Here is a 13908-nt window from a genome sequence, read left to right as displayed (position 1 = left end):
GCAGACGCCGCTATGCGGCTGCACAGGAAGACGGCCTGCGACGAAGCCCGCCGGTAGGGACGCAATGCTCAGAAAGATCCTGTCGGTCGGCGGCTTCACCCTACTTTCGCGCGTCTCGGGCTTTGTGCGCGATATCGTCCTTGCCGCCACGCTCGGCGCTGGCGCGATGATGGACGCGTTCTCGGTCGCGCTGCGCCTGCCCAACCATTTCCGTACCATCTTCGGCGAAGGGGCGGTCAACCAGGCCTATATCCCGGCCTATGCGCGGGTGCGCCAGCAGGCGGGACCTGCCGCAGCCGCGCTGTTTGCGAACCGCGTCTTCACGCTGAACCTGATCGTGCAGCTCGTGCTTCTGGCGCTCGCGCTGCCCTTCATGCCCGAGATCGTGCGCCTGCTCGCACCCGGCTTCGCCAATGACCCGCAACGCTTCGATCTTGCCGTTTCGCTGACGCGGATCACCTTCCCCTATCTGCTCTTCATCACGATGGTGACGCTGCTTTCGGCCAATCTGAATGCTGTCGACCGCTTTGCCGTGGCGGCGGCAGCGCCTGTCCTGCTCAATCTCTGCCTGATCGTGGCCCTGCTCGTCGCTTTCCTGTTTCCGAGCGCGGCCTACGCCGCCGCCTGGGGCGTGGCGGTTGCGGGTGTGCTGGAATGGCTGCTGCTGGCTGTCGCCGCGCGCCGGGCCGGCGTTGCAGCAGCCCTGGCACGTCCCCGGATCGACGCGGACGTGAAGCGCTTCCTGAAAGCCTTCGGGCCTGCCGTCATCGGCTCGGCGGGTGTCCAGATCGCACTCTTCGCCGACACGATCATCGCCTCGCTCTTGCCGCGCGGCGCCTATTCCGCGCTCTATTACGCCGAGCGCCTGTATCAACTGCCTATCGGCGTGATTGCCATCGGCGTCGGCACCGTCCTGCTGCCGACCATGAGCCGGATGCTCGCGGCCGGCGACGTCAGCGGCGCCAACAACGCGCAGAACCGCGCCGTTGCGCTGACGATCGTGATGGCGGCGCCTTTCGCGGCTGCCTTCCTTGCAATCCCCGAACTGATCGTCTCCGCCCTGTTCGAACGCGGGCGGTTTGACGCCACCGCGAGCCAGGCTGCGGGTGCAGTGCTCTTCGCCTATGCGGTCGGCCTGCCAGCGATCGTGCTGATCCGCAGCCAGGTCGCAAGCTTCCAGGCGCGCGGCGATACGACAACGCCGATGCTGATCTCACTCGCGGCAATTGCGACCAATGTCGCGCTGAAGCTGCTGCTCTGGCGCGACTGGGGTGCGCCAGGCCTCGCGCTCGCCACCGCGGCCGGCGCCTGGATCAATGCGGGCGCGCTGTTCCTGCTGGCGCTCAGGCGCGGCCTGACCAAGCCCGACCGGCGCCTGCCCGGCCTGATCGTCATCGTGCTCGCGGGGGCGGTGATCGCAGGTATCGTCGCGCGCGTGCTGACGCCCGTCCTGCTCATGGCACTGGCGGGCTTTCCGCTTGAACAGCGCCTCGCAACCTTGGCGGTGGTCGGCGTGCTTGCGGGAGCGATCTATATCGTCATCGTCGCGGGTGGCCTGAAGGCGGCCGGGCTTCTGCGGCTGCTGCGCTGAGCCTTTGCGTCAGCGCTGGACGAGCGTGGCTCCGGCTGCCAGCACCGCGACGGCCTCGTCGACCATGCGCTCGACGATCTCGCCTGCCGAGGGAATATCGGTGATCAGGCCAGCGGCCTCGCCAAAAATCACCGCAGCGTTCTGAGGGTCGCCGGCTGCGAAGGCGGAGCGGTAGGCGGGCCCCTCCTCCTCAATCCCCGCTTTCAGCTCGGTATCGCGCCCAGCCCATTTGCGGATGAAGGCGTTGTCGCTGACGCGGATGTCGAAGGGTTTTGGCCAATCCAGTTGGCGGGCTATGTCCGGAAGCGACGAGCGGACGGTGGCATCACCGGTCGCAGCAACCGCCGCAGCTTGGTGGTTCGCATGGACCAGCGCCTCGCGGCTGGCCCAGAACCGGGTCCCGACCAGCACGCCGTCGGCGCCGAGCATGAGTGCAGCAGCCAACCCGCGGCCATCAGCGATGCCGCCTGCCGCCAGCAACAGCGTCTGCGGGCTTTCGCGCGCGATCAGATCGGCAACCTCGGGCACGAAGGGCAATGTGGCGCGTCGGTGGCCATGCCCGCCGGCCTCCGCGCCCTGCGCCACGATGATCGCCGCGCCGGCATCCAGCGCCTGCCGGACATGAGCGATCGACTGGCACTGGCAGATCAGCGCAACGCCGGCCTCCGCGATCTCGGTTGCGAAGGGTGTTGGGTCGCCGAAGGAGAGCATCAGTGCAGCCGGCCTGTGCGCGAGCACGGCGCCCAGCAGATGCGGCTGCTTCGCCAGCGACCAGGTGATGAAGCCGCAGCCTATACGCGTATTGCCAGCGGCTGCGAACTGGCTCTCGAGCCAGGCGGCATCGCCATAGCCGCCGCCGATCAGGCCGAGCCCGCCGGCCCGCGTGACGGCCGCAGCAAGCGCCCCGCCCCCGGCCAACGCCATCGGCGCGGACACGACCGGATGGTCGATGCCGAGCCTTTGCGTCAGCCGGGTGACGAGGCGTGTCATGTGGTCAGGCCTTCGAGTGCGCGAAGTCCATGTAGAGCTGGCGCGCCTTGCGATAGAGCGGGCCGGGCTGCAGCACGCGGTCGTCAATGCGGGCGATCGGCATGACCTTGGAATAATTGCCGGAGCCGAAAATCTCGTCGGCGTTGAGGAAGTCGTCGTAGCTCAGGCTGGTTTCCTCGACGGTGACGCCGTCCTGGCGCAACAGGCCGATGACGCGCTGGCGCGTGATGCCGTTCAGGAAGGTCCCGTTCGGCACAGGCGTCTTCACCACGCCATCCTTGGCCAGGAAGATGTTGGAGGTGCCGGTCTCGGCGACGTTGCCGAGCATGTCGAGCACCAGCGCATTGTCGAAGCCGGCTTCCTTGGCGACGCGCAGCACGCGGGCATTGTTGGGGTAAAGGCAGGCGGCCTTGGCGTCGGTGGGCGCAGTCTCCATCGTCGGGCGGCGATAAGCGCCCTTGGTCAGCGAAAAGCCCTTGCCGGGGTCACCCATCGGCGCCTCGAACAGGCACAGGCAGAACTGGGTGGAGTCATAATCAGGCATGATGCTCGAGGGGCCGTCGGCCTCGCCCCAATACATCGGCTTGATGTAGAGCGGCACGTCGCCGCTGAATTTCTTTACGCCTTCAAGCGCCTTGGCGATGATCTCCTCGGTCGGCATGCTGGCCTTGAGGCCCATGGCCGTCGCCGAGCGGTTCACGCGCGCCGCGTGGAGGTTCAGGTCGGGGGCGACGCCGTCGAAATAGCGCGCGCCGTCGAAGACGGACGAGGCCTGCCAAAGCACGTGGCTGCGCGGCCCGGCGATGCCCGGGTTGCCCTCAAGCCATTCTCCCCCGAACCAGGTCCATGTCTGCGAATACCAGGCCATCAAGGCGCTCCTGCTCATCCGAATTTGGTGGCCGCACCGTCTGCCTGCGGCTCGTCCGCGTCAACACACAGTGCGCTCACTGGCGATGACGGGATGTGATGGGTGCAATCCGAACGGCTGATGGATCAGAGACCGAACGCACGGGCAGCCGAGACCACCGCCATTCCGACGACGAGGGCGAGCAGTTCGCTGCGCTTCAGCAACATGCTGCCGATGGCAGCGACGAGCGCCAGCGCAGCCGCCAGACCGAGCCTCTCGATCAACGGCAGCACGGTGGCAACGACGATCGAGCCCGGCAGCGCCGCCAGTCCTCGGCGGACATGCGGGGTCAGCGGGATAAAGCTCATCAGCACGACGCCGGAGATGCGGCAGAGATAGGTCGCGAGCGCCATCGCAGCGATCGCGACATAAGGGCCCCAGGTTCCGAGCTCAGGCAGGGCCATCGAGGAAGGCTCCCGTGACAGCGCCCGAAAGCGAACCGATGATGATGAAGAGGTAGCCGTCCATCAGCTTGGCCGTGACGAGCGCGACCAGCCCCGCAACCACCCAGGGCAGCGCCGCGCGCCGTCCGCGCCACATCGGCACGATCATGCTGGCGAAGAAGATCGGCATGACGAGGTCGATGCCATACACACGCGGATCGGCCACCAGCGCGCCCAGCATGTAGCCGACCCCCGTGGTCACGAGCCAGACAATCCACAGGACTATGCCGGAGCCGACGAGCAGGCCGAGGTCGCGGCCGCCCTCGGCGCGATAGCGCGTGGCGATCAACCAGTTTGCGTCGGTGAAGAGGAACAGATGGGCTGCATTGAGCGCCCAGGGATATCGCGCGAGCCATGGCTGGATCGACGCGCCCTGCAGGATCATGCGGGCGTTGACCGTCGCCGTGACGGCGGCAAGGCCCGCGATCGCGCCCCATGTCCATTCGGGCCGCCAGATTTCCATCGCCACGAGCTGGGCCACGCCGGCATAGACGAAGGCGCTCATCAGCATGGTGTCGAGCAGGCTAAGCCCTTTTGCAGCGGCAGCTGCACCGAAGGCCACCGCGAAAACCACGATTCCGGGGATCAGCACCGAGACACGGCGCACGCCCAGCAGCGTGCCCTGCCAAGTCAGGGGAGCGGCTTTGTCGATCATCGGTCGAGAACTCGCACAGGCATTCCCCTTCCAAATGCCCGCTGGGCCCAAGCGTCAATGCGCGTGCCTGTAGGCGCTCCATGACCGGAGCGCAGGACGGGACAAATCCCGGCCGGCTGGCTACGCTGAGCGCATGATCTGGCTGACCTCCCCCGATGCGATCGCGCCCCACCTGCCTGCTGCCTGGCTGATCGCGACCGGCGAAGCTCCGGCCAATCTGGTCGCGCGTTCGGCGCTGCGGCGCGGTACCGCCCGGACCATCCTGTCCCGGCAGCTGCGCGTGCCGGCAGCGGAAATCGGCATCGCCCATGACGCGAACGGCCGCCCCCTGCTGGAAGCCCCGGGGCACGCAGGCCTTCACATCTCGCTGGCGACGCGCGGCGGTTTCGTCGCCATTGCGCTCGCGCAGCGGCCTGTCGGGATCGATGTCGAGCGGGTCGATCCGGCTCTCGCATTGCCGCTTGGAGCGCTGCACCCGCGCGAGCGCACGGCTCTGCTTGCTCTTCCCGCGGCCACAAGGGCTCTGGATTTCGCCCGGCTGTGGAGCGCCAAGGAGGCCTATGTGAAAGCGTTGGGCCTTGGCTTCGTGAGAGCCCCAGAGAGTTTCTGCGTGATACTGGGCGAGGACGAAAGCCTTGCCGTTGACGATCCGGATTGCCCAGGCGTGACCTCGGGCCTCGGGCGGATCATCAAAAAGAACGGCGGCCAGGAGATCCTGGCCGCCGCGATGGTGACGATGGGCTGAAGGCAGGGATCAGCCGGGCTGATCGGCCGGCTTCTTCTTCAGCAGGTAGGCAACGACGCAGACAAACAGCGCTCCGATCACCGAACTCACATAGTGCGGCATCTTGGCCGGTGCGATGCCGATGGCGCTGACATCGAGCGGCACAGTGGTCACCCAGCTCGGCTTGTTGACCTGCAGCCATTGCAGCACGGCGATGTCGCCGATCAGCATCTCCGCCGCGATCCAGCCGAGCAGGGCCGCACCGAGCCAGATCAGGATCGGGTATTTGGTAATGATGGCCGTCAGGAACTGCGCGCCCATGATGATCAGCGGGATCGAGAGCAGCAGGCCGAAGATGAACAGTTCAGGGTGTCCGCGCGAAGCGGCGGCGATGGCGATGACGTTGTCGAGGCTCATCACGGCGTCGGCAATCGCGATGGTTCGCACCGCCTGCCAGAGCGATGTGCCGCCCTCGATGTTGTCGTGCGACTCCTCCTCGCCCATGGCGAGCTTGACCGCGATCCAGAACAGCAGCAGGCCGCCGACGATCTTGAGATACGGCACCAGCAGGAGGTAGGTGACAACCAGCGCGAAGATGATGCGCAAGCCGATCGCCGCCGAGGCGCCCAGCCAGATGCCGACCGTCCGCTGTTTTGGCGGGAGCGAGCGGCAGGCCAGCGCTATGACCACCGCGTTGTCGCCCGACAACAGCAGGTCGATCCAGATGATCTGGAGCAGCGATACCCAGAATTGGGATGATGAGAAGTCCATTACACGGTCTATCCCTGTGTCAGAGGGCCGGTTCGGGCCGGCGGGATTTGAGCCAATAGCCAAGCCCGAGCACGAGAAGCGCGCCCAGGATTGCGGCGGGGTATTCGAGTTTGTGCAAGAGCGCTTCACCGAATGTCTTGATCAGCCAGGGGTCGCTGTCGAACATCTCGCCGGCGACCCAGCCGAGCAGGGCGGCACCCGCCCAGACCAGGATCGGGAAACGGCTCAGCAGGCCGGTGATGAGCGAAGCGCCGACCACGATAAGCGGGATCGAGATCATCAGGCCCGCGACCAGCAGCGCAATCGAGTCCTTGGCGACGGCAGCAATCGCCAGGACATTGTCGAGGCTCATGACGATATCGGCGATTGCGACGGTCTGGACGGCCTTCCAGAGCTTGCTGCTGGCGGCGATCGCGTTGTCGTCGCTTTCGCCATCCTCGATGATCAGCTTCACCGCGATCCAGACCAGGAGGACCGCGCCGACGATGTGCAGGAAGGGCATGTTCAGCAGCGAGGCGATCAGCACCGTGAAGAGCACGCGCATCACGACCGCGACGCCGGCCCCGAGTGCGATGCCGATCGTCCGCTGACCGGGCGCGAGCGCCCGGCATGCCAGGGCGATGACGACCGCGTTGTCACCCGACAGGACGATATTGAGCATCACGATTTCGAACAGCTTCCCCCACATCAAGGGGTCGGTCGCGAAGAGGGTAGACATCTCCATATCCGGTCGTTCCTAAATCTTGCCAACGATGTGCTCCGCTACCGCATGCCGGATTTCCAGCATGCGGTAGCGGGGCACGCATTTCAACGTCGTCAGCCCAGAGCCTGTTCGACAGCCTTGCCGGCGGCCTCGGTATCCAGGCTGCCGCCGAGATCGCGGGTCCGCGTGCGGGCGTCGCCCAGAGCGCGCTCGATCGCGGCCTCGATGCCCTTGGCGGCTTCGGTCTCGCCGAGATGGTCGAGCATCATCGCAGCCGACCAGATCTGGCCGACAGGATTGGCGATACCCTTGCCTGCGATATCAGGCGCCGAGCCGTGCACCGGTTCGAACAGCGAGGGGAATTCGCCGGTCGGATTGATGTTCCCAGAGGGCGCGATGCCGATGGTGCCGGTGCAGGCCGGGCCGAGATCGGACAGAATGTCGCCGAACAGGTTCGACGCCACGACGACGTCGAAACGGTCGGGATTCAACACGAAATGCGCGGTCAGGATGTCGATATGGTACTGGTCGACGGTGACCTCGGGATAGTTCTTCGCCATCTCCTTCACCCGCTCGTCCCAGTACGGCATGGTGATCGAGATGCCGTTGGACTTGGTGGCGGAGGTCAGCTTTTTGCGCGGCCGGCGCATGGCCAGTTCGAAGGCGTATTTCAGCACGCGGTCGACGCCGACGCGGCTCATGACCGTCTCCTGCATGACGATCTCGCGCTCGGTGCCGGCATACATGCGCCCGCCGACGGAGGAGTACTCGCCCTCGGTGTTTTCGCGAACGACGAAGAAGTCGATGTCGCCGGGCTTGCGGCCGACCAGCGGGCCGGGGACGCCGGGCATCAGGCGCACGGGTCGCAGGTTCACATACTGGTCGAATTCGCGCCGGAACAGCAGCAGCGAACCCCACAGGGAGATGTGATCGGGCACCTGCGCCGGCATGCCGACCGCGCCGAAGAAGATCGCGTCATGGCCGCCGATCTGGGCCTTCCAGTCGTCCGGCAGCATCTTGCCGTGCTTGGCGTAGTAGTCGCAGGAGGAGAAGTCGAACTCGTCCACCTGCACGGAAAAGCCGTATTTCTTCGCGGCGGCCTCGAGCACGCGCAGGCCCTCGGGCATGACCTCCTTGCCGATCCCGTCGCCGGCGATCACGGCGATGCGATGGACGCGATTGGTTCCGGTCATGGTGATACTCCAAGGAAGGCAGCGAATTCGGCAGCGACGAGATCAGGGACTTCTTCCGCCAGATAGTGCCCGCCAGGCAAGGCATGGCCGCGCACATCCTGTGCACGCAGGCGCCAAAGCGCCAGCGGATCGAAACAGCGGCCGATGACGCCGTGCTCGCCCCAGAGCGCCAGCAGCGGCTGGTCGAGCTTCCGGCCGCCATCGGCGTCGTCATGAGCTATGTCGATGGTCGCTGCGGCGCGATAATCCTCGCAACTGGCGTGAATCACGGCTGGATCGGCAAAGCAGCGCTGGTATTCGGCAAGCGCCTCGGGCGTGAACGGCGTCAGGCCGGCCGAACCCGACCCGCATTTCTTGAGCCAGTAGGCGGAGGGATCGGCTGAGATCATGCGCTCGGGAAATGGGGCCGGCTGGATCAGGAAGAACCAGTGCCAGTAGGCGCGGGCAAAGGCGTCCGTCGTGTTGGCGTACATCTCGCGTGTGGGGGCGATGTCGAGCGTTGCCAGCCGCGTGACGCGGTGGGAGTGGTCGAGCGCCAGACGATGCGCAACACGCGCGCCGCGATCATGCGCGCCGACGGCGAAGCTGGAATGGCCGAGCGCGGTCATCACCTCAGCCATGTCCAGGGCCATGGCGCGCTTGGAATAGGGGGCGTGCTGCGCGTCGGTCGGCGGCTTCTCGCTGTCGCCATAGCCGCGCAGGTCGGCGCACACGAGCGTGAAGCGGTCCTGCAGCCGGGCCGCGACCTTGTGCCAGAGCACATGGTTCTGCGGATAGCCGTGCAGCAGCAGCAATGCCGGCCCCTGCCCGCCCGTCCGCACGCGAATCCGCGCGCCCGATGTCGTGACATCAAGCAGGCGGAAGCCCGGGAACAGGCTGTCCCGGACAGGAAGGTCGGTGACGGTCATTTTGGGATCGTAGGGTTGCAACGCTCTGCAGGCGATACCCCGATCGCTCGGGGATTGCTCGCATCGATTATTACACAATCCTGATCAATGGTCGGGGGGCGTCACAGCACGCGTCGTTCTCGGGCGGAGCAAAGCGTCGACCCGAGAACCTCTTGCAGGAGATGCCATGGTCAAGCCCGAGCATGACGCGGGCTTTCCCTACCCGCGCAGCGCGGCGCCGTAGCGCTTGGCCATCTCGGCGACGATCTTCACGCCGACCGCCTCGATCTCGACTTCGGTGAGCGTCTTCTCGATGGGCTGCAGCGTCACAGCCAGCGCCACAGACTTCTTGCCGGCCTCGACGCCGGCGCCCTCATAGAGATCGAAGACCGAGACATCCGAGATCAGCGCGCGATCGGCGTTCTGCGCGGTCTTGGCCATGTCGCCGGCGGCAGCCGCCTTGTCGACGATGAAGGCGAAATCGCGCGTCACCGGCTGGAAGCCAGACAGAACCAGCTTCGGCTTGACCTTGGTCGGCTTGAACTTCGGCAGCGGCAGCGCATCGAGATGGATCTCGAAGGCGACCAGCGGTCCCTTGACGTCGAGCGCCTTGAGCACCTTCGGATGCACTTCGCCAAAGGCGCCGATGACGCCCTTGGGTCCGAAGCGCAGCGTGGCCGAACGGCCGGGATGGGCCCAGTCCGGCCCGCCCGCAACGACCTGCAGCCCACCGACGGGAACGCCGAGGCCCGCCAGCAGCGCCATCACGTCGCCCTTTGCGTCGAACGCGTCGACAGCCTTGGCGGCGCCGTCCCAATGACGGCCCACACCCTCGAGCGTGGCCGTGCCGCGACGCAGCGCTGCCGCCGCGATGAGCTGACCTTCCGGCTCGTCGCTCTGGAAGACCTGCCCGACCTCGAACAGCGCGACATCGGCTAGCCCGCGATCGGCATTGCTCTGGCTCGCGCGGATCAGGCCCGGCAGCAGCGAGGGCCGCATGTCGGAGAGATCGGCGGCGATCGGGTTGGCGAGCGTCAGCTTGTGCGAGCCGCCGCCGAACAGTTTTGCAGCCTCATGCGAGATGAAGGACCAGGTCACAGCCTCGACAAGCCCACGGCTGGCAAGCAGGCGCTTCGAAGCCCGGGTACGCTTCTGCAGAACGGTCAGGACGGGCTTGATGACCTCGCCCTTGATGCGCGGAAGCGGCGTGGAGACGACGCGATCGAGTCCGGCGATGCGCAGGATTTCCTCGACGAGATCGGCCTTGCCGCCGACATCGGCGCGCCAGGACGGCGCCGCGACGCGGACCCGTTCGCCGGCACCCGAGACGTGGAAGCCGAGCGAGGTCAGCGCGAGCTTCATCTCGGCCTGTGGCAGGTCGAGACCGGTCAGGCGCTTGACCTCCGACCAGGGGAAGTCGATCGACGGCGCGCTCGCGGGCAGTTCGCCCTCGAAGACCATCTCGGAGGCCTCGCCGCCGCAGAGATCGATGATCATCTGCGTCGCGAGATCGAGGCCCGGACGAGCGAAATCGGGATCGACGCCGCGCTCGAAGCGATAGCGTGCATCCGAGTTGATGCCGAGCGCGCGGCCCGAGCGGGCGATGTTGAGTGGCGCCCAGAGCGCGCTCTCGACCAGCACGTCGGTGGTGGTCTCGTCGCAGCCCGAAGCCTCGCCGCCCATGATGCCGGCGAGCGATTCGACGCCGTGCTCGTCGCAGATGACGACCTGCTCATCGGTCAGCGTGTAGGTCTTGCCGTCGAGCGCCAGGATGCTCTCGCCAGCCTTGGCGCGGCGCACGACCAGGTTGCCCTTGACCTTCGCTGCGTCGAACACGTGCAGGGGCCGGTTGCGGTCGAAGGTCATGAAGTTGGTGATGTCAACCAGCGCATTGATCGGGCGCAGGCCGATGGCGCGCAGCCGCGCCTGCAGCCACTCAGGCGACGGGCCGTTCTTGACGCCGCGCACCAGCCGCAGCGCGAAGGCCGGGCAGAGCTTCCTGTCGTCCTCGGCGAAGTCGAGCGTCACGCTGACCGGGCACGGGAAGCTGCCGCGGACCGGCTGGACCTGCGGGGTCTTGATCTTGCCGATATCGGCGGCGGCGAGATCGCGCGCCAAACCTGCGACGCCCAGCGCATCGGCGCGGTTCGGCGTTACGGCGATCTCGATGACGGGGTCGCTGAGGCCGGCATAGGCTGCGTAAGACGCGCCGACAGGCGCATCCTCGGGCAGATCGAGAATGCCGTCATGGTCTTCGGAGAGCTGCAGCTCGGCAGCCGAGCAGAGCATGCCATTCGACTCGACGCCGCGGATGACGCCCTTGCCCAGCGTGATGTCCTTGCCGGGAATGTAGGTGCCCGGCGGTGAGAAGACGCTCTTCATGCCGGTGCGGGCATTGGGGGCGCCGCAGACGACCTGGACGGGTTCGCCCGCGCCGGTGTCGACCATGCAGACGCGCAGGCGATCGGCATTGGGGTGCTGCTTGGCCTCGATGACATAGGCGATGGTGAAGGCAGCGAGCGCCTTGGCCTTGTCCTCGACGCGCTCGACCTCGAGCCCGACGCGGGTCAGGGTCTCGGCGATGGTATCGACGGAGGCGTCGGTCTCGAGGTGGTCCTTCAACCAGGACAGAGTGAACTTCATGAGCGTCCGTCACTTCTCAAATTGACAGGGGACAGAGCGGGGGCGGCAGCATTGAGCTCATCCTCCCCATCCGTCCGGATCTTCATGGAATTGCCGCGCCAGCTGACCTCGCCGGCGACAAAGGCATAAGCCCAGACGCAGGGGAAGATCAGGTCACGCAGCAGCAGGGCAAAAGGCATCCGCCAGGACCAGTACCAGCCGACGCCGCGCGCCAACGCCATTTCGGCGAGATACCACGGCAGCAAAACCAGCACCGGGCCAAGCCAGGCCGGCAAGCCGAAAGCCGGGGCAGCGAAGCCGGCCGCGATCGCCGGCAGCAACGGCCCCGACAGGATCTCGGGAGCAAAGAACGGCAGGAAGGTCACGCGCCGCAGCCGGGCCCAGCGGAACTGGCGCTGCACGACATCATGGAGCGAGCGCTCGCCCAGGGGCTGCTCGAAGGGCTGGCCGACGAGATGGACATGCTTGCCGGCGCGGCGCACCAGCTTTGTCGCCGCGGCATCCTCGGCGATCTCCTGCCCCAGCGCCGCGATGCCGCCCTGCGCGTCGAGGAACGGCTTGTTCCAGAGCATCGACTTACCCTGCGCGAAGCCGAAGCCGAGCGCCTCGCCCGCAAACTGCCAGCGAGCCTGGAACGTGTTCAGGAAGGCGCATTCAAGCTCGCCCCAGAACCCCTGCGGACGCGAGCCGGCCGGCGTCGAGCAGACCAGCCCGGTATCGGGCCGCCACGAGGCCAGCATGCGCTGGATATAGTCGCGCGGCATCAGGACGTTGGAATCGGCCAGGATCACCCAGTCGGTGGTCGCCGCCTCCCAGCCCCTGACGCAGTTGTTGAGCTTCGGGTTGGCGCTCACCGCGACATCGCCGGTGATCAGCTGGACGTGGCCTGCGCCGAAGCGTCCGATCAGCTCCTCGATCAAAGGCACGATCGGATCCTGCGCATCGGCCACGCAGAAGATCGTCCTGTAGCGGGGATAGTCGAGCTCGAGGCCCGAGGTCGCGGTCTCGCGGCTGAAGGCCTCCAGACCGCGCACAGGGCGCACGATGGTCACCGGCGGCAAGCTGTCGAGCAGCGCCGAACCGGCGTCCTTGCGGCGCAGGCGGTCGAAGGCAATCGCCTGGCAGAGCAGGTTGATCGCGACGGCAAGCGTCGCGAAGAGACCGGCCCAGGCCGCCCCGCTCATCCCTGCCTCCCCTGGCGTGCCAATGCGCTCACGACGACAGGCCGCCGGTCAGCGTCGGCAGGTCGAGCGGGCGGAAGCCGTAATGCTGGAGCCAGCGGACATCGGCCTCGAAGAAGGGGCGCAAATCCGGCATGCCGTATTTCAGCATGGCGATCCGATCGATGCCCATGCCCCAGGCGAAGCCCTGATAGACCTCCGGGTCGAGCCCGCAATTGCGGATGACGTTGGGGTGGACCATGCCGCAGCCGAGGATCTCGAGCCAATCCTCGCCCTCGCCGAAGCGGATTTCGCCACCCTTGCGCGAGCACTGGATGTCGACCTCGACCGAGGGCTCGGTGAAGGGGAAGAAGGACGGGCGGAAGCGCATCTTGACCGAGTCGATCTCGAAGAAGGACTTGCAGAACTCCTCCAGGATCCATTTGAGATGGCCCATATGGGCCTTCTTCTCGATCACCAGCCCCTCGACCTGATGGAACATCGGGGTGTGGGTCTGGTCGGAATCCATGCGGTAGGTGCGGCCGGGGCAGATCACGCGGATCGGCGGTTCCTGCGACAGCATGGTGCGGATCTGAACCGGCGAGGTGTGGGTGCGCAGCAGCTTGCGCTCGCCATTCGCGTCGGGCGCAAAGAAGAAGGTGTCGTGCATCTCGCGCGCGGGATGGCCGACGGGGAAGTTCAGCTTGGTGAAGTTGAGGTCGTCGGTTTCGACATCGGGCCCTTCGGCCACGGCGAAGCCCATGTCGCCGAAGATTGCGGTGATCTCGTCGATAACCTGGCTGATCGGGTGGATGCGGCCGCGCGCCTCGGGCCCCTCCTGCACCGGCAGCGAGACGTCGATACGCTCGGAGGCGAGCCGTGCCTCGAGCGCGGCTTCGGCCAGCCCTTCCTTACGGGCAGCGATCGCGCTCTGGACGCGGTCGCGCAGGCCGTTGATCAGCGGGCCCTTTTCCTTGCGCTCGTCGGGCGTCATCGCGCCCAGCGTCTTGAGCAGGGCCGAGATCGAGCCGGCCTTGCCCAGCGCGGAGATGCGCAATTCTTCGATGGCGGCTTCGTCCGGGGCGGCCGCGATGGCAGCAAGGACGTCGCGTTCCAGGTGGGCAAGATCGGTCATGAACAGGTCGCAACGGGTTGAAGGCGTGGGGACGGCCGGGTTCTAGCGGGAACGCTCCCCATATGCCAGAGCGAAGCGGAATTTGATGCCCCGTCGCGGGCGAGAT

13 protein-coding genes are annotated in these 13908 nt (G+C 66.5%); 2 read left to right on the top strand and 11 right to left on the bottom strand.

The genetic code is table 11. From position 1 onward, the window contains the following. The first annotated feature begins 64 nt into the window (after nucleotides 1-64). Nucleotides 65-1591 (top strand): murein biosynthesis integral membrane protein MurJ, encoded by a 1527-nt coding sequence (murJ, locus tag AC1D2L_RS16130; protein WP_476846900.1) that lies wholly within the window; start codon nucleotides 65-67, stop codon nucleotides 1589-1591. A gap of 9 nt (nucleotides 1592-1600) precedes the next feature. Here murJ and AC1D2L_RS16125 read toward each other — a convergent pair whose 3' ends face one another. From AC1D2L_RS16125 to AC1D2L_RS16110, 4 genes are all read right to left on the bottom strand, one after another. After that, a complete protein-coding gene (locus tag AC1D2L_RS16125) occupies nucleotides 1601-2581 on the bottom strand; it encodes an NAD(P)H-dependent flavin oxidoreductase (RefSeq protein WP_476846899.1) in 981 nt (326 codons plus the stop codon). 4 nt (nucleotides 2582-2585) lie between these two features. Further along, complete coding sequence (locus AC1D2L_RS16120) at nucleotides 2586-3449, bottom strand: branched-chain amino acid aminotransferase (RefSeq protein ID WP_476846898.1); 864 nt, start codon at nucleotides 3447-3449, stop codon at nucleotides 2586-2588. A 125-nt stretch (nucleotides 3450-3574) separates the two neighbouring features. Beyond that, nucleotides 3575-3892: an AzlD family protein gene (locus AC1D2L_RS16115; RefSeq protein WP_476846897.1), complete on the bottom strand. Its 318-nt coding sequence runs from the start codon at nucleotides 3890-3892 to the stop codon at nucleotides 3575-3577. Beyond that, nucleotides 3879-4586 carry an AzlC family ABC transporter permease gene (locus tag AC1D2L_RS16110; protein WP_476846896.1) on the bottom strand — a complete coding sequence of 236 codons (708 nt, stop codon included), beginning with the start codon at nucleotides 4584-4586 and terminating at the stop codon, nucleotides 3879-3881. The genes AC1D2L_RS16115 and AC1D2L_RS16110 overlap by 14 nt, the downstream gene beginning before the upstream one ends. A gap of 133 nt (nucleotides 4587-4719) precedes the next feature. On the opposite strand from AC1D2L_RS16110, the gene AC1D2L_RS16105 reads away from it, so the two are divergent. Beyond that, the gene (locus AC1D2L_RS16105) at nucleotides 4720-5331 is read left to right on the top strand and encodes a 4'-phosphopantetheinyl transferase family protein (RefSeq protein ID WP_476846895.1); all 612 of its coding nucleotides are present in this window, start codon (nucleotides 4720-4722) and stop codon (nucleotides 5329-5331) included. Nucleotides 5332-5340: 9 nt separating this feature from the next. On the opposite strand, the gene AC1D2L_RS16100 is transcribed toward AC1D2L_RS16105, so the two are convergent. The 7 genes from AC1D2L_RS16100 to pheS form a co-directional block, all read right to left on the bottom strand. Then, entirely contained in the window at nucleotides 5341-6081 is a 741-nt protein-coding gene (locus tag AC1D2L_RS16100; protein ID WP_476846894.1) for a TerC family protein, read from the bottom strand. A 19-nt stretch (nucleotides 6082-6100) separates the two neighbouring features. Then, the gene (locus AC1D2L_RS16095) at nucleotides 6101-6799 is read right to left on the bottom strand and encodes a TerC family protein (protein WP_476846893.1); all 699 of its coding nucleotides are present in this window, start codon (nucleotides 6797-6799) and stop codon (nucleotides 6101-6103) included. Nucleotides 6800-6897: 98 nt separating this feature from the next. Further along, a complete protein-coding gene (locus AC1D2L_RS16090) occupies nucleotides 6898-7977 on the bottom strand; it encodes a tartrate dehydrogenase (protein WP_476846892.1) in 1080 nt (359 codons plus the stop codon). Continuing rightward, nucleotides 7974-8885: an alpha/beta fold hydrolase gene (locus AC1D2L_RS16085; protein ID WP_476846891.1), complete on the bottom strand. Its 912-nt coding sequence runs from the start codon at nucleotides 8883-8885 to the stop codon at nucleotides 7974-7976. Before AC1D2L_RS16085 ends, AC1D2L_RS16090 begins: the two co-directional genes overlap by 4 nt. 198 nt (nucleotides 8886-9083) lie before the next feature. Continuing rightward, nucleotides 9084-11507: a phenylalanine--tRNA ligase subunit beta gene (pheT, locus tag AC1D2L_RS16080; RefSeq protein WP_476846890.1), complete on the bottom strand. Its 2424-nt coding sequence runs from the start codon at nucleotides 11505-11507 to the stop codon at nucleotides 9084-9086. Continuing rightward, entirely contained in the window at nucleotides 11504-12691 is a 1188-nt protein-coding gene (locus tag AC1D2L_RS16075) for a ceramide glucosyltransferase (protein WP_476846889.1), read from the bottom strand. The genes pheT and AC1D2L_RS16075 overlap by 4 nt, the downstream gene beginning before the upstream one ends. Before the next feature lie 28 nt (nucleotides 12692-12719). Next, on the bottom strand, nucleotides 12720-13802 hold the full coding sequence (gene pheS / locus AC1D2L_RS16070) for a phenylalanine--tRNA ligase subunit alpha (protein WP_476846888.1): 1083 nt from the start codon (nucleotides 13800-13802) through the stop codon (nucleotides 12720-12722). Nucleotides 13803-13908 lie beyond the last annotated feature (106 nt).

The organism is Allobosea sp. P1_B10, assembly GCF_056406735.1.
Note: the sequence above shows the minus strand (reverse complement) of the source record. Positions and strands in the feature narration are given on the sequence as shown.